We start from the raw sequence: 25,965 nt of genomic DNA, 5'->3' as shown, positions 1-25,965 counted from the left end.
GGGATGAGTCGCTTTTCTAATCGTGTTAAAGTGGAGCGGGTGATGGGAATCGAACCCACGCAACCAGCTTGGAAGGCTGGGGCTCTACCACTGAGCTACACCCGCATTTATTTTGGTCGGAGCGGCAGGATTTGAACCTGCGACCTCTGCGTCCCAAGCGCAGCGCTCTACCAAGCTGAGCCACGCCCCGTCAGTAACAACAGATATTATACACCAGCTCGCTCTATCCTGTCAAGAGCGGTACGCCCCCTGGCTACCCCGGATAAGTGCGGCAGCCGGAGCGGGAATACGCTCCGGCTGTCGCCACCTTATTCCTGATATTTCCGGTACTGCTTTTGGCCTTCCAAATAGAAGTTACGACCTTCACTGTCAATGACCACGATGGCCGGAAAATCCTCAACCGTCAGGCGGGCGATCGCTTCAGTTCCGAGGTCTTCATAGGCTACTACTTCGTATTTTTTAATGGTCTTGGCGATGAGCGCCGCAGCGCCGCCGGTAGCGGCAAAATACACGGCGCCGTATTTCTTCATCGCTTCCACCACTTCGCTCTGGCGGTACCCTTTGCCAATCATGCCCCTTAGGCCCTGCTCAAGCATCCGGGGCGTATAGGCGTCCATGCGGCCGCTAGTGGTCGGGCCGGCCGAACCGATCGGATAACCGGGTTTGGCCGGCGTAGGACCAACATAATAGATGATTTGGTCCTGCAAATCGACCGGAAGGCGTTCACCGCGGTCGAGAGCTTCCACCATCCGTTTATGGGCAGCGTCGCGGGCGGTATAGATGATCCCGCTGATCAAAACACTGTCACCGGCCTTCAGGCTGCGGGCCTTTTCTACGGTCAGCGGGGTGGTGATGCGAATTGGCTCAGGCATTAGCCTTCCCCCCTATAGTTCAATTTCGGCATGCCGGGTAGCGTGACAATTAATGTTAATGGCCACCGGCAGGCCAGCAATATGGGTGGGGAAATATTCAATATTGACGGCGAGCGCGGTCACCCGCCCGCCCAGCCCCTGGGGCCCTACGCCTGTTTCGTTAATAAGTTCAAGGAGTTCTTCCTCGAATTTAGCGTAAACAGGATTGGCATTACGCCGATTTATGGGCCTGAGCAGCGCTTTTTTCGCTAGCAGCGCCGCTTTTTCCATGGTACCGCCGATGCCTACCCCGACGACAATGGGGGCGGGCACGGAAAATTAGAGCCGGCGTTAAAAACGGTGTCGACAACAAACTTTTTACGCCGACCACGCCTTCGGCCGGCTTGAACATTTTGAGCGCGCTCATGTTTTCGCTGCCAAATCCCTTCGGCGCGAGCGTAATTTTTAGCTTGTCACCGGGTACCAGTTCAACATGCAGTATGGCCGGCGTGTTATCCTGCGTATTCTTGCGGTCAAACAGCGGATCGTCCACCACTGATTTACGCAGATACCCCTCAGTATACCCTTTGGCTACACCGGCATTGACCGCATCGGCCAGACTGCCGCCGGTGATGTGGACATCCTGGCCCAGCTCGACGAACACAACCGCCATACCTGTATCCTGACAAATCGGCATGGCCTCTTCCCGGGCGATGCAGGCGTTGGTCACCAGTTGGCCAAGAATTTCTTTGCCCAGCGGCGATTCTTCTTTTTCGCGCCCCGCTACCAAAGCGTCATAAATATCCGGCGACAAGTTATAGTTGGCTTCCACGGCGAGTTTGGCCACTGCTGCAGTAATTTGGGCAGCCTCAAGGGTGCGCAATTTTACTCCTCCTTAGTTATTTCCCCAGTTTAACCCGGGCGGCCGTCTTGGCCCGCACTTCTTCGGGGTCAACTTTTATACGGGCTACACCCGTTTCCATCGCGACGCGGGCCACTGCCGCGGCAACAGCCGGCGCTACCCGCGGATCGAACGCATCAGGTACCACATAGTCTTCCCGCAGCTCATCTTCGCTAATCAGGTCGGCAATAGCATAGGCGGCGGCAATCTTCATTTCTTCGTTAATCTGACGAGCGCGCACGTCAAGGGCGCCGCGGAAAACGCCGGGAAAGACGGTCACATTGTTAACCTGGTTGGGAGCGTCAGACCGGCCGGTCCCGGCCACTTTCGCGCCAGCCGCCTTGGCTTCGTCATACATAATTTCCGGCACCGGGTTAGCCATGGCAAAAACGATCGGGTCTTTCGCCATGCTTTGGATAATCTCTTTGGTAAAGGCGCCGGGAGCGGACACGCCGATCAGTGCGTCAGCACCTTGGGCCACTTCGGCCAAATTGCCGCGCAGGCCCTGTTTGTTGGTCGTGCGGGCGAGCTGCTGCTGAATGCGGTTCAAACCTGGCATCCCGTCATACAGTGCACCATTCACATCCACCATAATAACATTTTCAGCACCAGCATTGACAAGCAAGCGGCCGATAGCGCTGCCGGCGGCGCCTACGCCGTTAACAACGATTTTCGCGGTCTTCAGGTCTTTTTTAACGAAGCGCAATGCCCCGATAAGCGCGGACAAGGCGGCAATGGCCGTGCCATGCTGGTCGTCATGAAAAACGGGGATATCCATTTGTTCTTTTAATCTATCTTCAATATCATAACACTTCGGCGAAGAAAGGTCCTCCAAATTTATGCCGGCAAAACTGGGCTGCAGCAGTTTTACTGTTTCAATGATTTTGTCTGGGTCTTTGGTGTCCAGACAAATTGGGACAGCGTCCACATCGCCGAAAACCTTAAACAAGACGCATTTCCCTTCCATGACCGGCATAGCCGCTTCCGGGCCAATGTCGCCCAAACCAAGGACACGGGTACCGTCGGTAACCACGGCTACCAGGTTGCCCCGGCAAGTCAGTTCAAACGACAGGTCTTTATTAATCTTAATCTCTTTGCATGGCTCGGCGACGCCAGGGGTATAGGCAAGGCTCAAATCGCGCTTGTCGCGGAGCGGCACCTTGCTGGTCACACCCAGTTTGCCCTGGTATTCCCGGTGGAGTTTCATGGCTTCTTCGCGAACATTCATGCTTTTAATCCCCTCATTAATACAGCATAGTAAAAAAATTGGATACCACCATCATTGTAAGACAGCTTCCCCTGATAAGACAACACCTAATTTAATGACGGGAATGGCTGCTTCTGATCCGCGCAATTACCGGCGCCGCTTCCGGTGACACCAGATAGCGATAAGTAGTCTCCGGCACCAACTTGCTAATCTCTTCCCAGTTATCCTGGCGGATAAGTTCACGCACCCGCGACGCCGAGACAATCGTGCCGCCAACGGCGATACGGGGCATTACTTTAAAGGCAATGCCATACTGCGGCAATATTTCCGCCATAGCCTCGTTATAGGCGCGGGTAACCGGACAGTAAGGCTCATCGCCCACATAGCGGACAGTTACCTCCAGGGCCGGGGCAATATAGCGGGCAAAAATAGTGGCGTCAAGGCGCGTCTGGGCGGCTACCGTTTCTTCACCGCGGGTAAAGTAGCCGGGAAAGGTTGCTGCCGAAACAATATATTTTCCTCCTGGCAGCACAAGGATATTCTGGTAGTCAGCCAGCCCTTCCCGTACTAACCGCAGCCGCACATCAAAGGGGAAAAGCGAGCGGTCTTCGCTCACAACCAGCACAACGACAGCGGCATTTTCCTGGGCCGCTTTGGCAATGACCGCCTTATGTCCCAAAGTAAAAGGATTGCAGTTAACCACCACGGCCGCGCGTGGCCCTGCCGGCAAAGCAGCCGCTGCCTGGGCCAGTTCCCGACAATAACTGTCAATGGAGCCGATGCCGGCTTCGAGCAGGGCGGCATACGGCTCAGCACGGGCAATTTCCTTAAAGCCTAAGGAAGCGAATAAATGGGCTTTGCCGGGCCGAGTGAACACAAAATAGTGGTACCGGCCCCGCCGCGCCGCTTCCTGCATCAAATGGCTAACGACGGTGGCCGCCAGACCCTCGCCCTGTAGCGCCTCATCAACGGCAAAGTTACGCAGCACTTCCCCGGCCAGCGAGCCGGTTGCTACCAGCTGTTCGTGCCGGTATAGCCCCACGGTATATTCCACCGTTTCATCAAAGGTTAAACCAAAGCGCGCCAGAAAATCGCGCACTTCGGCCACTTCGCGCACGTTTGCCAAATTAACGACCCTTAGCTCGGCATCAGCCCACAGCATGTTCACCCCTCCACTTGCCGCACCACATCAATGATGGTGCCGTCACGGTATTCAACGGCGGCGACAATCCGCCCGCCGGTCTTGATTTTTGCTGGAACGCCAGCAATTTTTTCGGCCAGCGCCTTAAGTTCGCCAATTTCCTTCACCGGCAGGCCGGCGGCCACAAGTTTATCGCGCAAATCAGCCCGCCGCGGATTAACGGCCACCCCCCGTTCGGTTACCAGCACATCAATCGTCTCGCCCGGCGTCGTGGCGGTGAGCACTTTATCGACAATGATTGGCAACCGCCCTCGCAGCAGGTTGGCGACAACAATGGTCACTTTCGCGCCGGCGGCGGCATCGCTATGACCGCCTGATCCGCCCATGATCACCCCATCCGAACCGGTGACAACGTTGACGTTGAAGTCAGTGTCGATCTCGGTCGCTCCTAGGATAACGGCATCCAGTTTATTCACCGCGCAGCCAGCGTTAAAGGGGTTGGCATAAAAGCCGGCGCCCACCTCGAGATGGTTGGGGTTAGTGGCGATGGAGCGCACGGCCTCCAGGTCAAAGCCCTGCACATCAATGATCTTTTTAAACAGCCCCTTCTCCAGCATATCGACAAGGTAACCGGTAATACCGCCGAGCACAAAGCTGCCGGTGACGCCGGCCCGAAGCATCTTTTGCCGCACGAAGTGGGCCGTGGCCAGCGTCGCTCCCCCGGCGCCCGTCTGGAAAGCAAAGCCGTCTTTGATGAGTCCGGCTGCTTCGATGACGCGGGCCGCCGTTTCGGCCATTTTCAGGCCAACAGGGTCTTTCGTAATGCGGGTCGTACCCGACACAATCCCCTTGGGATCGCCAACACTATCCACTTTCACCACATAGTCGACCCGTGTCTGCGGAATCGACACCGGCGCCAGTGGATACTCCACCAAATGGTCGGTAACGGCAACAACACAATCAGCATATTCGGCATCAGGGAAAGCGTAGCCCAGCGAACCGCAGGCAGCCGGCCCCAGGACGCCGCTGATATTGCCATAGTCGTCGGCAGCCGGCGCAGCGATGAAGGCCACGTCAATTCTCAGCTCACCGCACTCAATGGCCCGAGCCCGCCCGCCATGCGTCCGGAGAATAACGGGCTGCGCCAGTACGCCACGGGAAACGGCTTGGGCAACCGGCCCAGACATGTAATTAGTATCGAGGGCGGTTACAACCCCGCTCTTAAAATGCTCGATTAGGGGGGCGTGAACGGGGAAAACGGAGCTTAGGGCTACTTTTAGATTTTTTAGTCCCAGTTTCGCCGCCGTCGCCAGCACCATGTTAACGACACCGTCCCCATTACGGAAATGGTGATGAAAAGATAAGGTCATACCGTCGCGAACGCCGGCGCGGTGGAAGGCTTCTTCCAGACTGGACAGCACTTTCGCCTCGCCGGGCCGCACGACCTTAACCCGCGGCGCCTGGCGGCACATATCCGGCACGGCCTTAAAGGCGCCGGCGAACGGTTTAACCGGGCCATAATCGTTAATAGTTTCGGGAATTTCCCGTCCGATCGCATTGATCATTGTCCTTCCTCCTCCCGTAGCCCAAGCAGCCTGGCCAGCTGCAGAATACGCTCGGCTCGGTTGACGATAGGGGCATCTACCATCTTGCCGTCCAGCGATGCCACCCCCGAGCCTTCAGCCTCAGCCTGGCGGATAGCCGCCACGACACGCCGAGCCCAGTCAATTTCTTTAGCGCTGGGATTGAAAACGCGGTGAATGATGTCGATCTGGCGGGGGTTGATTGTCAGTTTGCCGCGAAAACCAAGGTGTTTGGCAAAGGCGGTATCGCGCTCCAGACCGGCTTCATCATTCGCGTCGGTATAGGGGGTATCTATGGCCTGGATGCCGGCAGCTGCCGCGGCGTTGACGAGCAAGGTGCGAGCGGTAAGAATTTCGCTACCTTCCGGCGTGCGTTGCGCCCCGATGGCGGCCGTATAGTCCTCGGCCCCCAACGCCAGAGCGACAACGCGCCTGTCGGCCGTGGCGATTGCATACGCTTCGGCCAGACCGCGGGGCGTTTCAATCAGCGCAATTAAATTGACCGGTTTCTGCCCCGGCCGCTCGGCCAGCGCCACCGCTCTGGCCGCAGCCTCAATGTCGGCCGCGCACTGCACCTTGGGCACCAGCAAAGCATCAGGGCCGCAGGGCACGATCGCCCGAATGTCTTCTAACCCGAATGTGTCAAGCGGATTGATGCGCACCACCCGTTCGCTGCCCGCATAATCAACATACTTAAGCGCATGGGCTACCAGCAGACGGGCCGCGTCTTTCTCCTGGGGCGATACCGCATCTTCCAAGTCAAGAATGACCGCATCGGCGTCAAAGACGCCGCCATTTTGCAACATGCCAGGATTGTTGCCGGGAATAAATAGCATCGTTCTGCGCAGGTCCATCATACCATCTCCTCCCGCAGCGCTACGCCCGCGCGGGCCAGCGCTGCCAGTGTACGTGCCCTGATGGTGCAGTCCAAAGCGCCACGGTCAACGGCTTTGATATAGACATCGACCACGCCCGCTTCCCGCACCACGGCGGCAATAGTCTGGCGGATAGCGTTGCCATACTGGGCGAGGACAATACTTTCCAGTTCAATAGTAATACCGCTGCCCGGTGCAGCGGGAGCGACGACGACCATGATGTCGCTTGACTCCAGCGTGCCGGCCTGGGCGGTCTTTACAACCTGTACCATATAATTTCCCTCCTTAATATAGACATGCTGCCTTCCATGCAGAAGGCAGCCGCTACGGTAGTTACGTCGATGCCAAGCACAACCCGGCAAAACCGTCCAGGTTGTCGGACTGAGGACCGACGACGCCGATTATCAAATAGGTTTTCGTCTTCGGATCGTACTTATATTCGTGGAACAAACGGAAGCCTTCAATCTCCTCGGTGTTGCGCACATGGGTCCGCGGCCCGGAACAAACCCATATGTCGTTACCGATGCGAATATGCCCTTCGTCGCTGTAACAAACGTCCAAGCCTTCGGCAATGATCGCCTTGACTTTTTGTTCTACCTCACGTAAGTCCGCATCAAGTCGCATAGGGTACTCCAGCACAAAGCCATGGTGGACGTCGCGGTGCCCAAACTCTAAAATGGCACCATAGTCGTTAACCAGTACCCGGGTTGTCAAATCTTCCGCCGTATGGGCCATTTTACGGTAACGCAGCGTTTTGGTCACCACATTGAAAATCTCCTGGGGAAAAGGGCCAAAGACGGTAGGCCGCACGACAATAACTTCGCCGCCTACACCGATCAGCACGTCGGCGTTACGCTCTAGGAGCGGATATATAAGGTCAAAATGCTCAACAATTACCCGCTTTCCTTGCGCCAGGGCCTTTTGCACCGCCTCTGCCAGAACATGGAGCTGCGTAAACGCCGTTTCAAACCGGATGTCGACATGGTAGGTATGGCTGGAAAAAAAACCTCTGTCGACGTTTTTAAGGAGCGGCAACGGCCGGATATTGACGCCGTCGTCGTCATTCGTCAACTCCAGGCCGGGAAACATACCTTTCACCAGGGATGACTTGCCTGCTCCGGCATCACCGATAATCCCGATCAGCCGGTCCAAAGGCGATAGATACCGTTCGCCGAGTTGTTCACCCAGAATATACATCCGGTTCCGGCCCCGCGGGGCAAAATAACTGGCATACATGAGCTGTTCGCCAATCAGCGATTTCATAAACTGCCTCCCGTTTGTTACCCGGCCATGGGTTACTGCTTGCGCGCCCGGCGCAGAGCCAGGATGCGCTGCATTTCATTGTAAACAATCATATAGCCTTCGTCCACGCCCATGCCCGGCTTGGCCAACATCTGCGCCGGCTGGGTGGCCATGGCGATGTGCACGCACACCTGGGCAGAGCGGTCGGTCTCATTGCAAGTGCCGCCCTGGTAAGCGCCGATGCCTTTTTGCTTGCAATAAAGAATGGCTTCGATGATGTTATTAATACCGCCAAGGTCGGGGGTCTTAATCTGCAACATGTCACCGGCGCGACGGTCGGCGAACAGTTTGATGTCCTCATAAGTGTTGCACCACTCGTCGGCCACTACTTCCACGCCGATGCCGGCCGCATGCAGGCGAGCGGTCAGGTCGGCCAGAATGTCGATCTGTTTGTCGCGGTCCTCAATATCAATCGGACCCTCGATGCGCAGTTTCAGCGGTGCTGCCGCCTGCTCTAGTTTGGCGAAATAAGCGACGATTTTTTCAAGGTCGTTGTTAAACGCTAAGCCGATCGTGCCATAGGTATCGATGTGCAGCACCGGGTTGTAATCGTCGCGGGTACGCAGTTTCATTACCCGGTTTTTCAGCCACTGGACATACTCTAAGAGTTTTTCGCCGTTCTCCCCCAGTTTTTCCTTCACATTATTAATAAGACCATGGGGTAAAACTTGCGCCTGCTTAATAATCATTTTGTCGGCGTTGTCATAGCGGTCATCGCCCGACTGGGTGAAAATGGGGATTTCCTGGTCGCTGACCTGGGTATTGTATTCCTCGGCGATGACTTCGCACATCAATTTTTTCTTTGCTTTAGCCACGGCGTCGAGGATGGCCTGGGTAACGCCATAGCGCAGAGCGGTGTGAATTCGTTTGCCGGTAGCAGGATCGCTTAAGTTGTCGATTTCCTCGGCCAGGGCTCTGAAAGAGGTGAGTTCGCGGCCCACCAGCCGAGGCTTGATGTATTCTTCGATCAGGGGAATAAAATCGTTGGCGAGGAACAGGGGGTCACGGCCGCCGGCGCCGCTGTACTGCACCGCGGCGCAGTCGCCGTAGGCAACCTGGCCGTCTTCCAGGACCAGCATAACCGAAACTGCCTCCCCGGCCTGGCGTACTGCGGTAAAGCCGGGAGTGATAGGTTCGCCCAAATAGGTAAAGCCGTCATGGGCGGCGCCGGCTTTAATCGCCCGCTGGTCGTCAAAATAGAAGCCTGTCATCCCTTTAGCGCACACTACGTCCATTATTTTCATAAGCTACCTCTCCGTTCATGTTTTTTCAGTTCACGATTTAGCGCGGTCTGCCGACCAGGCGGCCATTGGAAATGGCGTAAATATCATCAATCACCATCTGGAAGCTCGGACTGCGGCCTTCCGCCTTGCCCCGCTCCTCAATCTTAGCGCGGTGGAAGTCGATAATGTCCTGGGTAAAGGGCAAATTGCCCACGTCAAAGAGGCGAACGGCGCCGTTGTTGTCGCGGGCCGGTAGGATTTTGTTAAGATTGAACTTACTGGGGGCGAACGGAACGTCGAGAACACCGGCGGCAAAGGCCCGCACCGTGCCGACGGCGTAGTCGCCGCCGCCAAGTTCAAAGACCTTATCAAGCAGACAGCGCGTCTCGGCCTTGATGATTTCTATCTCGGCCTCTACTTCCTTGGTCAGGGGGAAGGGCTGGTCTCTGAGCATGTTAATCATTTGCTTGGTTGCCCTGAGGCCCTGAGCGTTGGCTTCCTTGGTCGGGATGCCCAGCGCCTCGTGCGGCGTCTTGACGATAACTTTGGTCGCCTTGGCCAGTGCGGCGGCAGCAGCGCCCCAGGAGATAACGGCAAACGCTTTAGCCTCGTCCTGCGGGAAACCGCCCATCCATTGATGAAATACCGTTGTCAACACGCAGTCGGTATAGCCGTGCTTGGCGAAATACTCTTCGGCCAGGGCTTCGAGGGCTTTGATTGCGGCCACGTCCTGTATAAGATTGCCGCACTGGCCGTAGCCCAGGGTAATATTTTTAACGCCCTGTTCGGCCGCGAGAATGCCTTCGATGATGGCCACCGCGTGGGAAATGCTGGGCGGAACAAGCGTACCGGTCAAGGGACCAAAAGGTTCGCGGTTGATTTCGATGCCGTGTTCCGCATAAATGCCGACCAGGCGGTCGCAGTACTGCCAATCAAGGATGGTTTTTTCCAGGGAAACACTCTTGGCATAGGGGATGTTGTACGAAATGCCGCCGCCTTCGTAGGAAGTAAAGCCGCCGGCCAGCGTAATTTCGGCCAGCAGGCGGGCATCTGGCGTGCCATGCCGTACCTGCAGGGGGGCATCCACGTTTTCCACCACTTTGCGCACTCCAGCCACGCCGTGGTTAACGGCCGGAAAGCCATTAAGAAGGGAACGGCCAGCCCGCAAGCTTTCTTCAATGCCGTTTTGCGCTTCTTTATACTGATTCTGGCGAGTGTAGCTGTCGATGGTGGTCGGCAGAAGGTCGGCTTCCCCCTCTTTTTTAAGGAAATTCAAGAGTTCGATATGGTCGTCGATCAGGGCAACACCGGCACGGGGTTGAGTCAGCGTCTCGCCTTTCTGCTTGGCCTTGACCAACCGCTTGGCAAACTGCCGGTTGGCCGGAATATTTTCGTGGTACTTTATCGCCTCGTCAAAATCCACGTCCCGGCCAGTTGGCCACTGCTTGAGCACTTCGGCCCGGACGGCATAAAATTCGTCATGCGTCCATTTCTTATTTTTCAATTCCATGACTGTCCCTCCGAACAATGTATTTTTTCATCATGCGCACAGCCGTATCAGGATAGTCTTCCCCCAGCAGCCCCATGGCCGCCATGATGTACTGCCGGTCGATCAGAAACTCCGGTTGCTGCGGTTTGAGAATATGGGGATTGGCTTCTTCAAATACAATTCCCTGAAGAATGGCTTCCGGGTGCGGGTTGTTGATTATGACGCCGCCGGTGCCGACGACGGTGGTTACGCCGGTCAAATCTTTACCGGTCTGGACAAAAGTCGACCCGAAGGGGGTAAAATATGTTTCGAGCTGCCCGACATGCCGGTCGGCGCTTAGCTTGGTGCACGCGCAGCCCATGGCGATTTCGATGCGCTCTTCTTCTGCCGTTTGCGGCAAATATTCAATATTGGCCTCCACTTTGGCCACATAGGCGGTTACCGCTTCTTCGGATGTCTCCGCATAGGAGCTGATCAAGCGCGCGCCGGCCGCTTTTAAGAGTGCCCCGGCGCTGTAGCGCATGCCCAAATCGCCTTCTACCGTCCGTTTGGCAAACGGTTCGGGCAGACCGCGCAAGGCTACGCCCGGTTTAGATGGTTCACCTTTGCCGATGGAATAGACATCAGTCGTCGCGCCGCCAATGTCGACGACCATGAGATCGCCCAAGCCAGGCTCGTTGTCCGTGCCGCAACTCAGCAGCTCGGCCGCCCGCAGCACGGCGGCCGGCGTCGGCATTACCATGCGGTCGACAAACTTATTAGCCTTATTCAGACCCTTGGCCTCGACGATGCGCTTTAAAAACACATCGCGAATCGTGGCCCGGGCCGGCTCGATGTTAAGTTCATGCAAACGGGGCATGACATTTTCGGTATGATAGACATCCGTCATGGTCGCAGCCAGTATCTTGACCACCGCCGGCGCGACCGATTTATTGCCGGCCACCACGACCGGCACGTTTAGGCCAGATGCGGCCAGCATCTTGGCGTTGTGGAGAATTACCTCTTTATTGCCGCCGTCAGTGCCGCCGGCGAGCAAAATAATTTCCGGTTTTAGCCCGGCGATTTCTTCAAGTTCATAGTCGCTCAGCTCATGACAGTATACGCCCAGCACCTTGGCGCCGGCGCCGAGCGCCGCCCGTTTAGCCGCCTCGGCCGTAAGCTCCGGCACCAGCCCGATGGCCACCATCTTCAGTCCGCCAGCGGCGCTGGAGCAGCCGAGCACCTTGGCAAACTCAAGGCGCCCCGTTTTGGCAAAAAGCTTGTCCAACGCCTGGTTGAGGCCTTCCATTATGTCGGTTTCGACGGTAGTAATCCCGCGAGCGGTGCCCAAGATAACCTCCCGCGCCACGTCTACCGCCGTAATCTTGGTATAGGTGCTGCCAAAATCGATCAGCAACACATTAGCCATGGAGAAGGCCCCTTTGCGCCAAATCATGCTTTAGGTCGGCAATAACCTTATCCGGCAGGGTGCCGGGGGCATACACGCGATCGTACCCCATTTCCTTGAATTTGGCTTCAACGGCAGCAAAGTCGGTCTTGCCAACAACAAGGTTGCCGCCTACATAAAGCAGGATGTCGCCAATCCCCGCTTCGCGGCACATATCGCGCAGGCCGCGGCAGTCGATTTCGCCGTGCCCGTAGAGCGACGCCACCAGAATCGCTTTGGCATCGGTTTCAATAGCGGCGTTGACAAAGTCTTTCTGCGGTACCAACACGCCGAGATTAACAACGTCAAAACCGGCGGCGGTCAGGGCATGATCGAGAATTTTATTGCCCACCGCATGGCAGTCGGCGCCAATGACACCTAAAATAATTTTCACCTTATCGTTTTGCATGTCCCCTTACTCCTTTTCTAACGTGTTTTGGCCTGCAGCCAACTTAGAGGATTATGACCGTTAATCTTGCCAATTTGCGGCTAATACCTGGGCTACGCGTCAGCTCCCGCAGGGTTGATAACAGCTGCGCGGCGGCAATCAGCCACTCTTATTTTGTTCATTATGTAATTTTTTAGTTAGCAAAATAAGCATTCCCCGGCGGCGCCACAGTATGTAATCACTCCCTTAAATTGGATTAATCCATTAATCCAAATCTAGTTCTGTTTAATATTATGGCATAAGTTTGTCTAAAGTTCAACAAATTTCGCAATATAAAAAAAGAAAAAACCGTCAAACCCTTGAACGGTTTTGACGGTAAGAACCGAACCAAATTACCGTAAGATGTGACCGGCAATGACCATGCGCTGGGCCTGGTTGGTCCCTTCGTAAATCTGCGTAATCTTGGCATCGCGCATGAAGCGCTCCACGGGATATTCACGGCTGTAGCCGTAACCGCCGAAGATTTGGACAGCATCGGTGGTAACCGCCATGGCAGCATCGGAGGCAAACATCTTGGCCATTGCCGCTTCTTTGGCATAGGGCAGGTTATTGGATTTATTGTAGGCCGCCCGGTAGGTCAAAAGCCGGGCCGCCTCTTCAACCGCAACTTGCTGTCGCCACTTCCAGGCCACCGGCAGTCATAGCACCGCAGAACACCACTTTCTTGGCATTTTGGGTAATGTTGACAAAGCCGCCGGCCCGGCAATCCGTGGTCCGAATTTACTGACATTGACTTTGCCGTAAACATCAAGTTCGGCCATACCAAGGCAGGCCAGATCCGGCCAGATCCAAACCGCCGCCGTTGTAGAAATCGAACTGACGGGGATGGTCGAGAATTGCTTCGGGATTAATCGAACAGCCGAACAACAAACCCGATGTCGGTACGCCGCCGATGAGGCCGGGCTTGATTTGCTGCGCCGCGCTATACAGTTATAGCGTCTGAGCTACCAGTTTGGCAACAATTTGATGCAGTGAGCCCTGGTCAATTTCATAGTAAAAAACGATTATTTCCTGGCCAGCCATCGCCAAATGTCGCACCAGATGCTCCCGTTCCTCACAGACCAGGAGAACGCGATGGGCGGCAATAAACTGCCGTAATTCATCCCGGTCACCGGCAAGAGTTACATCCAACTCCAGGCCAGTAATGTTAACCCGCGCCAACAGCCGTTTAAGGGCCTCAACAAACCGGTCGGTCAGGGCAATCACGCCAATAATGCTGCCAGCCGGCAGCCGCGCCAGCTTTATAACCGCCTCCAGGCTGGGCGCCGTAGCCGCGGCAATCAGTTTCGGACTTGGCCCCATAAGTTTGGTGACGGCCGCCTGATGCTCCATTGTTGTCACCACTAAGTCGCAGGCGTGAAGAAGCTCAACCGGCACCTTCCCGCTTTCCAGTTCGCCAAGCAGCACCGGTTCGAACTGAACGTTTGCTACCTGGTCAATCTGCCGGATAAAGCGGCGGGCAAATTCGGCGGTGCATTCCACTACAGCAACCCGCAGCTGGCGAACCGCCTCGGCTTTTTCTTTGGCGCGAATAGCAACAAAGGCGGCAAACTGTTCGACCGTGAAGCCTAAGTCCAGCACTTTGGCCATGGCATCGTCAATGATGCGCAATAGCCGTTCCCGCCGGCTGCCGGCAACAGCGCCAAAATCGCCGCTTTCGGTTTCGGCCGCGCGCACAAACGTACCCCGGCCCTGGCGCGCTTCCAGAATGCCCTCCAGTAATAGCTCCTTGTAGGCGGCGCTAACCGTGTTGCGGCTTATGCCTAGTTCGGCGGATAATTCACGTTCGGTCGGCAGTTTGTCCCCTGGCTTGTACTCGCCGGTTTTTATTTTTTCCAGAATAAAATTTTTCACTTGCAAATAAATAGGGATACCTACTCGCTGCAAAAACATCGGGCTCACCCTTATCTAGGCTTGCTCGCTGAAGCCAAACCATCAATATGTTATTTCCCGGCAATATCGATAAACTCCGCCTCAACCTGTCCGTCTGCCGTGATGGTCAGGATGCCAATACTGGGTCTGCTACCGCCGCGGGGCCGGGCCGCACTGCCGGGATTGAAAATGAGCAGCCGGCCGTGGCGGGCGAGATACGGAACATGGGTATGGCCAAACACCACGATGTCGACTTCGTACTTTTCGCCCCACCATACCAGCTCGTCAATCCTTGCACGGGCCTGGTAGCGGTGGCCGTGAGTCAGCCAGATTTTCTTGCCGCCGGCATCAATAAATTCGTCGATTTTAGCCGCAGTGGGACCATCGCAATTGCCGGCCGCAGCAATCACCTCGAGCCCGCTAAGTTCGGCGAGCACATTAGCGTCCTGGCTGTAGTCGCCGGCATGCAACCACAAATCCACCGGCCCGCTGGCGTAAACCGCCCGCCGAATGGCCGCCGCGTCGCCATGGGTATCGCTGATAACGCCAATCCTCATCGCTGCCGCTCCGCAAGCATCGCAGCCATTTGCCGCAAGGCTTTGCCACGATGACTGACCGCGTTTTTTTCGGCGATGGTCAGTTCGGCCACCGTTTTCCCCAGCTCAGGCAGATAAAGGAGAGGGTCATAGCCAAAACCACCCGTCCCGCGCGGCTGCTCTAAAATAATTCCCTCGCAGGTGCCTTCGGTTACCAGCAGCGTACCGTCTTCATCAAGAAAAGCAAGGACGCAGCGGAAACGCGCCGACCGCCGGTGAGCCGGTACGCCAGCCAGTTCGCGCAGCAGCTTGGCGTTGTTGGCTGCATCGCCCGCCCCCTCTCCGGCATAGCGGGCAGAAAAAACGCCGGGTGCGCCGCCTAAAGCATCTACTTCCAGCCCCGAATCGTCGGCTAAACAGGCCATACCGGTATAGCGGGCATAATGTTTGGCCTTTAATACGGCATTGGCTTCGAAAGTATCGCCGTCTTCCACGGCGTCGGGGACCGCGCCAAAGTCGCGCAGTGACCGCAAAGTAACAGGCAAGTCCGCCAGGGCGGCGGTAATTTCCGCAACTTTGCCGGCATTGCGGGTAGCTACGACAATCTCTTTCACGGCACCCGCCCCACTTTCCACGACAATTCACCCAATACTTCTTTTTGATAGTCGATCAGTTCGGCAATGCCCCGTTCACCAAGCGCCAGCATCTCGGCGAGCTGTGCCTTGGTAAAGGGATGTTTTTCCCCGGTGCCCTGCACTTCCACCAAATCGCCGTTGCCGGTCATAACGATATTCATATCCACAACGGCGGCTGAATCCTCGGCGTAACACAAGTCGAGCACGGCTGCCCCATCAACGACGCCCACGCTGACGGCGGCGAGAAAATCTTTAACCGGAAAGGGCTTTTCAGGGTCAGTATAAATAGTGTTGACGGCGTCTACCAGGGCGACGAACGCCCCGGTAATAGAAGCGGTGCGGGTGCCACCGTCAGCCTGGATGACGTCGCAGTCGATCCAAATCGTTCGTTCCCCCAAAGCCTTGAGGTCTACAACGCTGCGCAGCGCCCGCCCGATAAGCCGCTGAATTTCATGAGTCCGACCGGTCAAGCGGCCTTTGGCCGCTTCCCGGATATTACGCGTCTGGGTAGAGCGGGGTAGCAGTGAATATTCGGCCGTAATCCAGCCCTCGCCGGTGCCTTTGAGAAAGGGCGGTACCTTGTCTTCAAGCGTGGCGGCGCATATGACTTTGGTGTCACCGACCTCAATAAAAACCGAACCTTCGGCGTGTTTTAAATAATGGCGGGTAATCGAGATTGGACGCAGGTCAGCAGCCTGCCGACCGTCAATTCTCATGCAAATGCCTCCTAAACTCTGGTTAAAGTATACTGCTCCTGGTCTTGCAAGAAATAATGCTGGAACTTGCCTTGCTTGGCGGCGGCCTGTACGGCTTCGACCGCACCCTGCCGGCAGCGTAAGCAGCTGTTTCGAGGGATGATACTGATAAAAGCAGATTTGTAGCCGAACCCGTACCCTTCGGCTTCGGTCGCGATCGTTATATAGCCATGACAGCTCGGACACTGCCGCACTGTTTCCACCTGGTGCTCGCGGATGCCACTGTCGTCATAATAAATTCCCCGCCGGCGCTGCCAGAAATCGCCGGCCTGCGCCACCGCCCGGCGGCGCAGTTCATCCCGTCGCGCCCATGTTTCCCGCCAGTCCTGCACCAGACGGCGAATATAGGCCGTAGTCGCCGCGGATTGTTGGCGGACAGACGGGTCGAAATCAGGCTCAACGACCTTGCTGTAGTCCAAACCGGCCATTGCCAAAATAATCCCGGTATTGACATAGGGCAATGCGTCCTCAATTGAATAGCCGCCTTCCAGAACAGCAATATGGGCCTTTAGTTTGTCCGCCAACCGGGCGTAGCCCTGGGCGGTAATCGCCATGTTGGCCAGCGGGTCGCTATAATGATTATCCTGCCCGGCCGAGTTGATCACTATGTCAGGCCGAAACTCTTCCAAAACCGGCAAAATCAAGTTGTCCAGCACATAGTGCAGACCTTCGTCGGTCGTCCCCGGCGGCAGCGGCAGATTCATGGTTGTAGCAAGTGCTCCCGGGCTGCCCATCTCGTCCGTAAACCCGGTGCCTGGATACAGAGTGCGCCCGTCCTGATGAAAGGAAATAAACAAGGTGTCGGGGTCATGATAAAAAATATCCTGCGTTCCATCGCCGTGGTGCACATCGGTATCAACAATGGCCACCCGGCGCACCCCATAGCGGCGGCGCAAATATTCTACCATAATGGCCTCAATGTTGATAGTGCAGAATCCCCTGGTCCCATGAACAACACGCATGGCATGATGTCCGGGAGGCCGCACAAGCGCAAAGGCCCGCGCCACTTCCCCGGTCATAACGGCGTCGGCGGCCGTCATGGCGCCGCCGGCCGAGACAAGGTGGGCATCGGTAATCAGGGAAGCGATATCCGGCACGCCAATATGAACGGCCTCGACGTCACGTATTGACGCCAGACGCGGCTTATACTCGCGGATATTAGCCAGATCAAGGATGCCTTCCTCGACAATTTGGTCGCGGGTATAAAGTAGCCGCTCCTCCCGTTCGGGATGGGTCGGCGTGATTGCCCAGTCAAAAGCCGGAAAAAAGACTAAGCCCAACCCTTTACCTTGCATCGCTGTCCCTCCCTTCGCGCCAGGCGGCAACAACACCTGGCCGGATTTGCTGCTGACAGGTCAAAATTTTGCCGGTCGTACTAAAACCGCGCACCAAGTTAAACTCTTCCTCATAAACCGTTTCCGCTTCGCCGACCGGAATGCCAAACTGCGCCGCCCGCTCGGCCAAGTGGCGACCAGCCAGGTCGCGAATGTCAGCCAGTCGGATCTGCCGCCGCGTGAGTGGCGCGCGTAAGGACTGTTCCGCAACCGTATAATACCCCTGGGCAGTATCAGCCCGTACCGTTACCGTCAGCGTCGGCCGGGCAACAGCCGCGCCGACGGCGTTAGCCACTACTGCCCGGTCAGGGACATGCACCGGCACGCCTAATTTAGTCGCCACTACCGTCGCGAGGGCGGCGGCGCCGCCGACGGCAACGATGCGGCGGGGACTAAACCGTAGGCTGTGGACAATGTCATCCACTTTATAAACCGGCCGGTTATGATGTTCAGCCAACATACCGGCAATGGCCTGACAAATCGTCGCGGCGGCCGCGTCCAAAACGGCGCGGGCCGTTTCCTCCGCATGCCTAGCCGGATCGAGCCGGTGCATTGCCGCCAGCGCCCGTTCGCGGTCGCCGAAACTGGCTATACCGGCGACAATCATGGCATCCGCCACCGTCGGCACAGGGCCGCCGGTGGCCATGGCCGGGCCGCGCCGCTCAGGGCCAACGACGATGGCGCCTCCTTCCCGACGCACGAAACTGTCGCCGCCAACCCCTACCGACTTAAGCCAAAAAGCCCTTACCGCCGTCGGATAGCCGTTGATGCTGGCGCCCCGAACGGCAAAGAGCGGCGTGCCGCTCCGCCATAGAGCAATATCGGTAGTGGTGCCGCCAATATCCAGCGATACAGCCTCATCAGCAACGTCGGTCAAAGCCATGATGCCCAGTACGCTGGCCGCCGGGCCGGTGAACACGGCTTCCACGGGCTGGCGCCTGGCAGCTGGCAGGGGCAGTGTCCCGCCGTCGGCTTTGAGAATATATACCGGCGCGGTAATACCGCGCTCGGCTAGCGCCCGTTCGACCGCATCGGCAAAGCCGGCAAACCGGCGCCACACGGCGGCGTTATAGTAGGCCGAATTGGTCCGCCGCCAAAAGTTGAGCGAACCGCAAACTTGGGAAGCCAACGTAATATGTTCCGGCTGGGCCGTCTGTTCGACCCACTGGGCCACTGTCAGCTCATGAGCCGGATTGCGCACGGCAAATTTGCCGGAGACGGCAAAAACGCGCCGGCCGGCCAGCCGGCGACAGGCAGCGGCTGCCTCCTCTGGTCTGGGCGCCGCCACTTCCCGTCCCCGGTGATCAATATAGCCAGACAGCACTACCGGCTCTTCCGGCACCATACCGGCGATGTCCAGCCCTGGACCGGGAATGATTATAAGCCCGACTTGGTCGGTCTTATTCTCGACCAGGGCGTTGGTAACAATCGTTGTCGACAGCGCCACCCGTTCGATGCTGTCGGCCGTAAACCCAGTCAAAGCGGCATCCATCGCGGCGAGAATTCCGGCTAAAAGTTCGCCATGAGTGGTAGGGCGTTTGGCTTGGGCAACGACCTGGCCGCCGCAGACGATAACGGCGTCCGTAAACGTACCGCCCACATCAATCCCCAGTAACATACGTCATCCCTTCTTCCTGCAACTGCGCTTTTTTCAATATTCACCATGGGCGCAGGCAATCCTCCCTAAGGTCTGGAAATCTTATACAAAGCGGTCTGGTAGCGGGCTTGGCCACCGATCTGAAAAAGTCCGACACAGACAAAAAAGGAGGATAGTTGTAGTCTATCCTCCCCTGGATGGCTTTAACCTGCCGCCGGCGTGCGAGCCTCCACCTCGGCATAGTTCTTGATAATCACGATCGGTGTCTGCTCTGACGCATTGCCAAAGGGATTATCAATAAGGATCTGCGCCAGGCGCTTGGGGTCAAGCCCTTCGGTAACGCCCAGCACGGCCGCGCGTTTCAGGTCGTTGACATCGGCCACTGCTGCGCCATAGCAGCCCAGCCGCTTTTTAATCTCTTCCGCTACCCCGCTCGGATTGGCCGGCCCATACACAATATGTTTGTCAAATGGCGGCATCGTCCCGGTTACATCATCAATCAGCGCCGCCTGCTCACCGGCCAGTTGGTAAAACACGCCGCTCTTGCCGACCAGTTTGGCCAGCATGCCGATAATCATGGCGAAAAATACGCGCCACTCACCCTCATGGTTCATGGCTGCCTGCATGCCATAAATACTGGACAGGCTTCCTTTCTGCGGCACAAACCGGCACATAATCCGCGCCAAAAAACCTGGGTTGAGTTCTTCCGGACGGGTGATACGCCCTTGGGTAATGGCGACGACGCTTTCGGCCACAGAAACAACATCGCCCGGTCCTACCCGGTCTTTAGCATATTCTTCAATGATATCCACAATATTGTCTTTGGGAGTCAAAATGCGCGTGCGCACCGGCTCCAATTTTAGTTCCGCCATAACACTACCTCCTATGCTGCCGCGCCTGCCGCCAGGGCCCGCTGGATTTCGTCGGCCGTCATTACCAGCCGCGCTTTCTGGATATACCAGTCAGAACGGGCCACTACCTGGTAGACAATGTCAATAGGCATGTCTACCATCTGCCTGAGGGCATCCCGGATGTCCCCATGTTTAGCCGTGAACTGCACGGTGAGAATTATTGTGCCGCCGGTCGTCTTGGGAATGATAATGGCCTCCCAGTAGCCGTCGGTGCGGGGATTGGCCTCAAGGGTCAGCCGTGATTGAACCTCCGCCAGGTCGTACTGCTCATAGGGCAGCAAATGCCGGGGATAAGCATCCATAATGGTGCCGTCCTGCGTTCCTTTGTTGACAAAAGGAACTTTGCAGGAAAAAACAGCCTTGTCGGTGCTAAGCTTGTCTAAAACAAAATCAGTGCGCTGGTCAACGAGGAACTCAAACTCCGCATCGCCCTGCCGGACAATATATAGCCACACGGCGAGGATAACGATACCGGCTATAACCAAAAGCCAGGTGAGAAACTCCACTTGTTACTCCTCCATCTTCCAATATTGCACTCCGCCGCCCGCCGGCGGCGGAGTGCCAAGCAAAAAGGTCATTACCATTGTTGCCACAGCCTGCTGCTGTTTAGACGTCAGGCATAGTCGCCATGTCAACTTTTTCAAAGGCAGGAAGCGGCCCGGGGATAATGCGGGCCGCCAGCCGTCTGGCCCGTTCCAGGTCAGCGGAAAAACAAAACCGCACCGAACCTGGTCCATTGCCTCGTAGGTCATACTCAGCCAGCAGGCTGACAGCATCGAGAGCCGTTTCCCGAGCCGGATTGACAATGGTTACCGCCGGTCCCAGATAACGGCTAATAACGGGGCTAATAAACGGATAATGGGTACAGCCAAGAATAAGCGCATCCACGCCTGCATCCCGGAGCGGCCGAAGATACTCGGCCACTGCCGCTTCCACTGCCGGACCTTCCAGTTGTTCCCGTTCGATTAACGGCACCAGCTTGGGACAGGCTTGAAGAGCGACAACGGCCTTGGCATCAATGGCCTTGGCCGTCCGCTCGTGCAGGCCACTGGCCACCGTCGCTTGGGTGGCGATGACGCCGATCCGTCCGCTCCGGCTGGCCGCCAACGCCGACCGTATGCCGGTATTGACCCCCACCACCGGAAAGGGAAACTCGCGCCAAGCCATATCGAGGCCAACCGCGGTCATAGTATTGCAGGCTACTACTACCATCTTTACCTTTTGTTCCGTAAAAAACCGCAAAATTTGTCGCATAAAGGTCAAGATTTCCGCCGGCGGACGATCACCGTAGGGTATGCGGGCCGTATCGCCGAAATAGATAAAGTGCTCGTCAGGCATCAGTTCCAATAACTCTTTGACTACCGTCAGCCCGCCAATTCCAGAATCACATACGCCAATCGGCCAATTGTCGCCCATAGCGCCGCCTCCTTACACTATCAGCAATATTCTCTCCGCAATTTATATTATTCTATGTGGCGCTGAGCCGCTTGCGCCAATTTGGCGTAAATCGCCTGTGGCAGACGGATAATTTTGCCGTTTTGGTCGGTAAAAACGTTTTGCGTACGGCCAGTCGCCAGCAGCACCCCGTCTGCTTCGCGCACGACACGATACGCAAATACCATCTTGACGCGGGAAACCTCGACTAGCTCTGTTTCAATAAGTATGTAATCGTCAAACCGGGCCGAGGCACGGTATTGACAACTGACATCGGTAATCGGAAACAGGATACCTTGGTCCATGAGATCAAGCAGGTAAATACCCGCCTGCCGCAGATATTCCACCCGTCCCATCTCAAACCAGCGAAAATAGTTCGAGTGGTGGACAACTCCCATCATATCTGTTTCCACAAACCGTACCTTATCTCTTACCGTAACCATCAGGCTTCCTCTTTCTCCTGTACCAATTCGCACACCTTGGCCGCCGCTTCTTTAATCAGGATTACCAGCGGACGGTTTTCCAGGCCGACGATATCAAAGTGGTTTTGACTAACGGGGATTAAAATTTTACGCGCATCGCAGGATGCGACCGCTTCGGCGATACCGGGAGTTATTTCCCCCATAAGAGCATTGGGAATAACAATCCCAATCGGCCCGACGACAATATCGGCCTTGCGCAAGGTAACCCTGACCGCATTTTCGCCGGTTGCCCCGCGGGCTGCGCCGGCCCGTACCATGTTGTTGGTAGCCATGGCATTAGTGCCAAGGGCAATTACTTCCGCTTTATCCCCCAGCTGGGATATAATCTGCGTGACAAGCTGGACGCCAAGGCCGCCGCCCATGCCGTCTACTACCGCTATACGCATACTCATCTCCTTTCTATATATCACTGCGCCTGGCAATGACCCGATGGGCAATATTGGCGCAGTGCGTTTCTTTGATCAAAACCGCGAAAACCAGACCGGCGGCCAATACGGCGGCACAGAGCCACAAAGCGCCCTGATAGGCTTCGAGGGGATATACTTTTACGCCATCCTCGATAATTCCCTGCCAGCGCCGGTCAAGCATCCAGCCAAACAGCGGCTGAATTAGCGCCGCCCCGACAAAGGCCCCGACGTTAGCCGTGCCGGTCGCCATTCCCGTCATAGCCGGCGGATTAACTTCTTTGGCGCAGGCTAAGGTCAGACTGACGGCGGAAGCGCCGGCGCCGATGATGAACAGGATGGAAAAGAGGGCCCATCCGGGCGGGTGGCCACCGTTCCAGACGGCAATCGCCAGACAGCCTGCTAAAATAAGAACCGCGCCGAGCACATAAGGCCAGCGGCGGCAGCGGCTCCGGTCGGACAGGTAGCCGAGCAGCGGTCCGATCAGCATATAACCTAAGGACAGGGCAGCTGCATAATTGGCGGCTGCTATTCGCGTCATGCCATAAACTTGCATAAAATAAGGGACGCCCCATACGCCGGCCAGCGCCATAAAAACGCCATACATGCAGGCCGAGGCCAGAAACGGTGGCCAAGTATACCAATTAGCCCACACCGTCCGCAGACTATCGGTAATGCTGGCACAAGACTCGCCATCCGCCGGCATCACCGTACCTTCGCGGCTTTCGATCTCAGCAATCGACGGCCACCCCAGGTCCGTGGGCCGGTCCCGCACCACTAACCAACAGTAAACGGCTACTACGGCGGTAGCGACGCCAATAATATAAAAGGAAATTCGCCACCCTACCGCTTCCACCATGATGGCCAGCGGCGTCGCGGCCAATAGCGAACCGGCCATGCCGATAAAGGCCGACAGCCCGGACATGGTGCCGAATTCGCGGGTTAGAAACCAATCGGCGTAAATCTTTACAATATTTATATAAACAAACGAAACGCCTAACCCGATTATAAACCGGGCAGCATATAAAAAAGGCAGGTCGGGTGCCCAGCCAAAAGCAAAAGCGCCACAAGCCATTACCGCCGCCGAAATGGTAATTGTCCGGCGTGGACCGAAACGGTCTGCCGCAATTCCGGCCGGTACCTGCAGTGCCGCATAAGTATAAAAATAGATGGACGAAAGCACGCCCAGCTCTGACGCGCGGGCAATATTAAAATCGCGCATCAAGCTGTCGGAAACGACGCCTGTCGCCACCCGGTGAAAATATACGATTAAAAAGGCCAAAGCCAATGGCGCCCAAATAATCCAGCGGCGTCGCTTAACCTGCCGTACCTGAGCCGCCCATTCCGCATTATCCAAGGCAATCACCGTAAAAGCGTTTTGCGGCATGCGCTCTTAACATGCCTGTAATGCTCTAATTTATTGTACTTTTCTTTTGTCTTTTTGTCAAAACTAACCTCCATTTCTGACACATCATTTTTCTACTTTCTTTACCCTTAGTGCCGGTTTACCCTTTTATCGGCAACATTTTCGGCGTATTTACACGCCGGCGCAGCCAGACATCCTCCCATACCTATGCCAGAACAGATAATTAATTATGTTTAAAATTGCCGGCCGGTGTACATCCTTAAAATAGTAAAATCTAACGAAAGGAGATAAAGCTATGTTTTTGTTACCGCACCGCAATGGCAATTTGCCTGCCACCCCACGCGACTATTTTAATCAAATTATGCGGAGCTTCTTTGACCACGACTTTTTAGCACCTTTTGAAAACATTGCTGCCATGACAGGCTCTTTTCGCGTCGACCTTCGGGAAACGGATAACGAATATATTATCGAAGCGGACTTACCGGGGGTTAAGAAGGAAGATATTACCCTGCGTTATGAAAATAATTATTTGACCATCGCGGCCCAACGCAATGAAACCCAGGAAGTAAAAGAAGAAAACTATGTGCGGAAAGAACGACGGTTTGGACAGCTCCAGCGGAGCTTCTATGTCGATAATGTAATTGAAGACCAAATAAACGCTAAATTTACCGACGGTGTCCTTACCATTACCCTGCCTAAGAAAGACAAGAACGAAAGAAAAAGGAGCAACATCCCAATTCAGTAAATATCGGCCGTACTTACCGGTACGGCTATTTTTTATCCTTGCCGGGCACCCCAAAGCAAAGCGGCAGATTGGCCAACCCCCGATTACAGGGCCGACCAATCTGCCGTCTCCTATCTTCCCCGTACCGCTTGCTGCAATTCTTACGCCATTTGCGCCAGAGTGCTACTGGCCGAAGCCACGTCTTGCATGGCCGCCGCTTGTTCTTAATACTGAAAAAAGAATAGAATTATTAATCGAGCAGTTTAAAGCAATTCTATAATTTTTAGGAATTTAAAACTCGGGAACCAGCCGGGCGCCAAAATAGGCCAGACTTGATGCCCTGAAAAAAGACTGTGCCCAGGGCAAGCGGACCGGCGGCGCTATCGTATTGATAAAGTCCGACAAAACAGGGCTTAACGCATCAAAATCAATCAAAAACCCGTCATGTCCGTGGGGACTGTCAATCTGGGCATACCGCGCCGCCTTGCCGAGGCGGCGCAGGACTTCAACCAGCTCCTGTTGCTGATAAGCCGGATACAAAATGTCGGAACTCACCCCTACGATTAAAACACGAGCTTCAATCCTGGCCAGGGCTGCCTCATAAGACGCATAACCGGCACCAAGGTCATGAAGGTCAAGGGCTCTGAGCAAATAAAGGTAGGAGTTGGCGTCAAACCGACGTACCAAGCTAATCCCTTGGTAGTCAAGGTAGTTTTCCACTTCGAACTGACCGCCACGCATTCTCCTGCCAAACTTAGCGGCCATTGACGGCTCGCTTTGGTAGGTAATCATCCCCAGGCCGCGGGCGATCGACAGGCCGGTTTGCGGACCGGGACCACCATAATAATCACCCTGCCGCCAGGCCGGGTCGAGCATCACCGCTTCCCTCGCCACTTTATTGTAAGCTATGGACTGGGCGGAAGAATAACCGGGAGCCGCAATGGCTATTATACCATCCATAAACTCGGGATAAGTGACCCCCCATTCCAAAGCCTGCATTCCGCCCATGGATCCTCCGATTACCAAGACCAGCCGGTAAATGCCAAGTTGCTCCAACAGCCGTTTCTGGACATGGACCATGTCCCGTATGGTAATGACGGGAAACCGCATGCCGTACGGCCGCCCGGTCGCCGGGTCCGGCGAGGACGGCCCCGTCGTTCCCCGGCATCCGCCCAGAACATTGGAACAAATAACGAAGAAACGGTTGGTGTCTATCGGCCGTCCCGGTCCTACCAATGCATCCCACCAACCTTTTTCGTCCTTGTCGTCGTGGGCCGCCACATGGCTGTCGCCAGTAAGGGCGTGGGTCACCAAAATTACGTTGTCCCGGTTAGGCGATAGTGTCCCGTAAGTTTCATAAGCCACGGTAACATCGGTTAGTGTTCCACCCATGGTCAGTACGAGAGGATTGTCAGGGTCAGCCACTTTCGCATACTTAAGAAATGGACGCAAAACACCATCCACCTCCT

The 25,965-nt window shown here is 55.9% G+C and carries 25 protein-coding genes, 2 tRNA genes and 3 pseudogenes; 1 reads left to right on the top strand and 29 read right to left on the bottom strand.

Annotation, left to right across the window (positions count from 1 at the left end; all coding sequences use genetic code 11):
- Positions 1 to 31: 31 nt before the first annotated feature.
- The 28 genes and pseudogenes from TCARDRAFT_RS06870 to TCARDRAFT_RS06740 all read right to left on the bottom strand — a co-directional run bounded on the left by TCARDRAFT_RS06870 (position 32) and on the right by TCARDRAFT_RS06740 (position 23,793).
- Positions 32 to 105, bottom strand: a tRNA-Gly gene (locus TCARDRAFT_RS06870).
- A gap of 8 nt (positions 106 to 113) precedes the next feature.
- Positions 114 to 190: transfer RNA gene (locus TCARDRAFT_RS06865), tRNA-Pro, on the bottom strand.
- A 118-nt stretch (positions 191 to 308) separates the two neighbouring features.
- Positions 309 to 872 (bottom strand): Fe-S-containing hydro-lyase, encoded by a 564-nt coding sequence (locus TCARDRAFT_RS06860; protein WP_007289279.1) that lies wholly within the window; start codon positions 870 to 872, stop codon positions 309 to 311.
- 12 nt (positions 873 to 884) lie between these two features.
- Positions 885 to 1,734: pseudogene (locus TCARDRAFT_RS06855) on the bottom strand (fumarate hydratase).
- A gap of 16 nt (positions 1,735 to 1,750) precedes the next feature.
- Positions 1,751 to 2,980 (bottom strand): NAD(P)-dependent malic enzyme, encoded by a 1,230-nt coding sequence (locus TCARDRAFT_RS06850; protein ID WP_007289276.1) that lies wholly within the window; start codon positions 2,978 to 2,980, stop codon positions 1,751 to 1,753.
- Positions 2,981 to 3,071: 91 nt separating this feature from the next.
- Positions 3,072 to 4,121: a [citrate (pro-3S)-lyase] ligase gene (citC, locus tag TCARDRAFT_RS06845; protein WP_007289275.1), complete on the bottom strand. Its 1,050-nt coding sequence runs from the start codon at positions 4,119 to 4,121 to the stop codon at positions 3,072 to 3,074.
- 2 nt (positions 4,122 to 4,123) lie between these two features.
- Positions 4,124 to 5,665 (bottom strand): citrate lyase subunit alpha, encoded by a 1,542-nt coding sequence (gene citF, locus TCARDRAFT_RS06840; RefSeq protein ID WP_007289274.1) that lies wholly within the window; start codon positions 5,663 to 5,665, stop codon positions 4,124 to 4,126.
- Entirely contained in the window at positions 5,662 to 6,537 is an 876-nt protein-coding gene (locus TCARDRAFT_RS06835; protein ID WP_050769598.1) for an HpcH/HpaI aldolase/citrate lyase family protein, read from the bottom strand. The genes citF and TCARDRAFT_RS06835 overlap by 4 nt, the downstream gene beginning before the upstream one ends.
- The gene (gene citD, locus TCARDRAFT_RS06830; RefSeq protein WP_007289272.1) at positions 6,537 to 6,830 is read right to left on the bottom strand and encodes a citrate lyase acyl carrier protein; all 294 of its coding nucleotides are present in this window, start codon (positions 6,828 to 6,830) and stop codon (positions 6,537 to 6,539) included. The genes TCARDRAFT_RS06835 and citD overlap by 1 nt, the downstream gene beginning before the upstream one ends.
- 61 nt (positions 6,831 to 6,891) lie before the next feature.
- Complete coding sequence (locus tag TCARDRAFT_RS06825) at positions 6,892 to 7,821, bottom strand: alanyl-tRNA editing protein (RefSeq protein WP_007289271.1); 930 nt, start codon at positions 7,819 to 7,821, stop codon at positions 6,892 to 6,894.
- Between the two features lie 32 nt (positions 7,822 to 7,853).
- Positions 7,854 to 9,104 (bottom strand): methylaspartate ammonia-lyase, encoded by a 1,251-nt coding sequence (locus TCARDRAFT_RS06820; protein WP_007289270.1) that lies wholly within the window; start codon positions 9,102 to 9,104, stop codon positions 7,854 to 7,856.
- A gap of 37 nt (positions 9,105 to 9,141) precedes the next feature.
- On the bottom strand, positions 9,142 to 10,593 hold the full coding sequence (locus TCARDRAFT_RS06815; protein WP_007289269.1) for a methylaspartate mutase subunit E: 1,452 nt from the start codon (positions 10,591 to 10,593) through the stop codon (positions 9,142 to 9,144).
- Positions 10,577 to 11,980, bottom strand: coding sequence for a methylaspartate mutase accessory protein GlmL (gene glmL / locus TCARDRAFT_RS06810; RefSeq protein WP_007289268.1), 1,404 nt, complete (start codon positions 11,978 to 11,980; stop codon positions 10,577 to 10,579). The genes TCARDRAFT_RS06815 and glmL overlap by 17 nt, the downstream gene beginning before the upstream one ends.
- A complete protein-coding gene (glmS, locus tag TCARDRAFT_RS06805; protein ID WP_007289267.1) occupies positions 11,973 to 12,407 on the bottom strand; it encodes a methylaspartate mutase subunit S in 435 nt (144 codons plus the stop codon). The genes glmL and glmS overlap by 8 nt, the downstream gene beginning before the upstream one ends.
- Before the next feature lie 371 nt (positions 12,408 to 12,778).
- Positions 12,779 to 13,042, bottom strand: a pseudogene (locus TCARDRAFT_RS06800) (acyl-CoA dehydrogenase family protein); the annotation flags it as partial.
- A gap of 13 nt (positions 13,043 to 13,055) precedes the next feature.
- Positions 13,056 to 13,346 (bottom strand): annotated as a pseudogene (locus TCARDRAFT_RS15990) (acyl CoA:acetate/3-ketoacid CoA transferase); the annotation flags it as partial.
- A gap of 30 nt (positions 13,347 to 13,376) precedes the next feature.
- Positions 13,377 to 14,339, bottom strand: a complete 963-nt coding sequence (locus TCARDRAFT_RS06795; protein ID WP_007289265.1) for a GntR family transcriptional regulator — start codon at positions 14,337 to 14,339, stop codon at positions 13,377 to 13,379.
- A gap of 50 nt (positions 14,340 to 14,389) precedes the next feature.
- Positions 14,390 to 14,875, bottom strand: a complete 486-nt coding sequence (locus TCARDRAFT_RS06790) for a metallophosphoesterase (RefSeq protein ID WP_007289264.1) — start codon at positions 14,873 to 14,875, stop codon at positions 14,390 to 14,392.
- Positions 14,872 to 15,468, bottom strand: a complete 597-nt coding sequence (locus tag TCARDRAFT_RS06785) for an XTP/dITP diphosphatase (protein WP_040683147.1) — start codon at positions 15,466 to 15,468, stop codon at positions 14,872 to 14,874. The genes TCARDRAFT_RS06790 and TCARDRAFT_RS06785 overlap by 4 nt, the downstream gene beginning before the upstream one ends.
- Positions 15,465 to 16,205 carry a ribonuclease PH gene (gene rph, locus TCARDRAFT_RS06780; RefSeq protein WP_007289262.1) on the bottom strand — a complete coding sequence of 247 codons (741 nt, stop codon included), beginning with the start codon at positions 16,203 to 16,205 and terminating at the stop codon, positions 15,465 to 15,467. The genes TCARDRAFT_RS06785 and rph overlap by 4 nt, the downstream gene beginning before the upstream one ends.
- A gap of 11 nt (positions 16,206 to 16,216) precedes the next feature.
- Complete coding sequence (locus tag TCARDRAFT_RS06775) at positions 16,217 to 17,539, bottom strand: histone deacetylase family protein (RefSeq protein WP_007289261.1); 1,323 nt, start codon at positions 17,537 to 17,539, stop codon at positions 16,217 to 16,219.
- The gene (locus TCARDRAFT_RS06770) at positions 17,529 to 19,196 is read right to left on the bottom strand and encodes a hydantoinase/oxoprolinase family protein (RefSeq protein ID WP_007289260.1); all 1,668 of its coding nucleotides are present in this window, start codon (positions 19,194 to 19,196) and stop codon (positions 17,529 to 17,531) included. Before TCARDRAFT_RS06770 ends, TCARDRAFT_RS06775 begins: the two co-directional genes overlap by 11 nt.
- Before the next feature lie 182 nt (positions 19,197 to 19,378).
- On the bottom strand, positions 19,379 to 20,047 hold the full coding sequence (locus TCARDRAFT_RS06765; protein ID WP_007289259.1) for a coenzyme F420-0:L-glutamate ligase: 669 nt from the start codon (positions 20,045 to 20,047) through the stop codon (positions 19,379 to 19,381).
- Between the two features lie 11 nt (positions 20,048 to 20,058).
- Entirely contained in the window at positions 20,059 to 20,592 is a 534-nt protein-coding gene (locus tag TCARDRAFT_RS06760; protein WP_007289258.1) for a hypothetical protein, read from the bottom strand.
- A 100-nt stretch (positions 20,593 to 20,692) separates the two neighbouring features.
- Positions 20,693 to 21,502 carry a glutamate racemase gene (murI, locus tag TCARDRAFT_RS06755; RefSeq protein WP_007289257.1) on the bottom strand — a complete coding sequence of 270 codons (810 nt, stop codon included), beginning with the start codon at positions 21,500 to 21,502 and terminating at the stop codon, positions 20,693 to 20,695.
- A gap of 47 nt (positions 21,503 to 21,549) precedes the next feature.
- Entirely contained in the window at positions 21,550 to 21,963 is a 414-nt protein-coding gene (locus tag TCARDRAFT_RS06750; protein ID WP_007289256.1) for an acyl-CoA thioesterase, read from the bottom strand.
- Positions 21,963 to 22,388: a DUF3842 family protein gene (locus tag TCARDRAFT_RS06745; RefSeq protein ID WP_007289255.1), complete on the bottom strand. Its 426-nt coding sequence runs from the start codon at positions 22,386 to 22,388 to the stop codon at positions 21,963 to 21,965. Before TCARDRAFT_RS06745 ends, TCARDRAFT_RS06750 begins: the two co-directional genes overlap by 1 nt.
- Before the next feature lie 13 nt (positions 22,389 to 22,401).
- Positions 22,402 to 23,793 carry an MFS transporter gene (locus TCARDRAFT_RS06740; protein WP_007289254.1) on the bottom strand — a complete coding sequence of 464 codons (1,392 nt, stop codon included), beginning with the start codon at positions 23,791 to 23,793 and terminating at the stop codon, positions 22,402 to 22,404.
- Between the two features lie 274 nt (positions 23,794 to 24,067).
- Between TCARDRAFT_RS06740 and TCARDRAFT_RS06735 the strand changes: the two genes are divergently transcribed.
- Positions 24,068 to 24,517: an Hsp20/alpha crystallin family protein gene (locus TCARDRAFT_RS06735; RefSeq protein ID WP_007289253.1), complete on the top strand. Its 450-nt coding sequence runs from the start codon at positions 24,068 to 24,070 to the stop codon at positions 24,515 to 24,517.
- 270 nt (positions 24,518 to 24,787) lie between these two features.
- Here the strand turns inward: TCARDRAFT_RS06735 and metX are convergent, their stop codons facing one another.
- Positions 24,788 to 25,948, bottom strand: a complete 1,161-nt coding sequence (gene metX, locus TCARDRAFT_RS06730; protein WP_007289252.1) for a homoserine O-acetyltransferase MetX — start codon at positions 25,946 to 25,948, stop codon at positions 24,788 to 24,790.
- Positions 25,949 to 25,965: the final 17 nt, after the last annotated feature.

Source organism: Thermosinus carboxydivorans Nor1 (genome assembly GCF_000169155.1).
GTDB lineage: Bacteria > Bacillota > Negativicutes > Sporomusales > Thermosinaceae > Thermosinus > Thermosinus carboxydivorans.
This window is presented reverse-complemented; position numbering and strand designations above follow the sequence as displayed.

Excerpts from the sequence above, each read along its gene's own strand:
- glmL (WP_007289268.1), bottom strand. The coding sequence starts at position 11,980 with ATGGCTAATGTGTTGCTGATCGATTTTGGCAGCACCTATACCAAGATT.
- TCARDRAFT_RS06835 (WP_050769598.1), bottom strand. The coding sequence starts at position 6,537 with ATGGACCTGCGCAGAACGATGCTATTTATTCCCGGCAACAATCCTGGC.
- TCARDRAFT_RS06850 (WP_007289276.1), bottom strand. The coding sequence starts at position 2,980 with ATGAATGTTCGCGAAGAAGCCATGAAACTCCACCGGGAATACCAGGGC.
- TCARDRAFT_RS06735 (WP_007289253.1), top strand. The coding sequence starts at position 24,068 with ATGTTTTTGTTACCGCACCGCAATGGCAATTTGCCTGCCACCCCACGC.
- TCARDRAFT_RS06860 (WP_007289279.1), bottom strand. The coding sequence starts at position 872 with ATGCCTGAGCCAATTCGCATCACCACCCCGCTGACCGTAGAAAAGGCC.
- TCARDRAFT_RS06775 (WP_007289261.1), bottom strand. The coding sequence starts at position 17,539 with ATGCAAGGTAAAGGGTTGGGCTTAGTCTTTTTTCCGGCTTTTGACTGG.
- citF (WP_007289274.1), bottom strand. The coding sequence starts at position 5,665 with ATGATCAATGCGATCGGACGGGAAATTCCCGAAACTATTAACGATTAT.
- citD (WP_007289272.1), bottom strand. The coding sequence starts at position 6,830 with ATGGTACAGGTTGTAAAGACCGCCCAGGCCGGCACGCTGGAGTCAAGC.
- TCARDRAFT_RS06820 (WP_007289270.1), bottom strand. The coding sequence starts at position 9,104 with ATGAAAATAATGGACGTAGTGTGCGCTAAAGGGATGACAGGCTTCTAT.
- TCARDRAFT_RS06745 (WP_007289255.1), bottom strand. The coding sequence starts at position 22,388 with ATGCGTATAGCGGTAGTAGACGGCATGGGCGGCGGCCTTGGCGTCCAG.
- TCARDRAFT_RS06815 (WP_007289269.1), bottom strand. The coding sequence starts at position 10,593 with ATGGAATTGAAAAATAAGAAATGGACGCATGACGAATTTTATGCCGTC.
- TCARDRAFT_RS06740 (WP_007289254.1), bottom strand. The coding sequence starts at position 23,793 with ATGCCGCAAAACGCTTTTACGGTGATTGCCTTGGATAATGCGGAATGG.
- murI (WP_007289257.1), bottom strand. The coding sequence starts at position 21,502 with ATGGGCGACAATTGGCCGATTGGCGTATGTGATTCTGGAATTGGCGGG.
- TCARDRAFT_RS06770 (WP_007289260.1), bottom strand. The coding sequence starts at position 19,196 with ATGTTACTGGGGATTGATGTGGGCGGTACGTTTACGGACGCCGTTATC.
- TCARDRAFT_RS06825 (WP_007289271.1), bottom strand. The coding sequence starts at position 7,821 with ATGAAATCGCTGATTGGCGAACAGCTCATGTATGCCAGTTATTTTGCC.
- TCARDRAFT_RS06765 (WP_007289259.1), bottom strand. The coding sequence starts at position 20,047 with ATGGCGGAACTAAAATTGGAGCCGGTGCGCACGCGCATTTTGACTCCC.
- citC (WP_007289275.1), bottom strand. The coding sequence starts at position 4,121 with ATGCTGTGGGCTGATGCCGAGCTAAGGGTCGTTAATTTGGCAAACGTG.
- rph (WP_007289262.1), bottom strand. The coding sequence starts at position 16,205 with ATGAGAATTGACGGTCGGCAGGCTGCTGACCTGCGTCCAATCTCGATT.
- TCARDRAFT_RS06795 (WP_007289265.1), bottom strand. The coding sequence starts at position 14,339 with ATGTTTTTGCAGCGAGTAGGTATCCCTATTTATTTGCAAGTGAAAAAT.
- TCARDRAFT_RS06790 (WP_007289264.1), bottom strand. The coding sequence starts at position 14,875 with ATGAGGATTGGCGTTATCAGCGATACCCATGGCGACGCGGCGGCCATT.
- TCARDRAFT_RS06750 (WP_007289256.1), bottom strand. The coding sequence starts at position 21,963 with ATGGTTACGGTAAGAGATAAGGTACGGTTTGTGGAAACAGATATGATG.
- glmS (WP_007289267.1), bottom strand. The coding sequence starts at position 12,407 with ATGCAAAACGATAAGGTGAAAATTATTTTAGGTGTCATTGGCGCCGAC.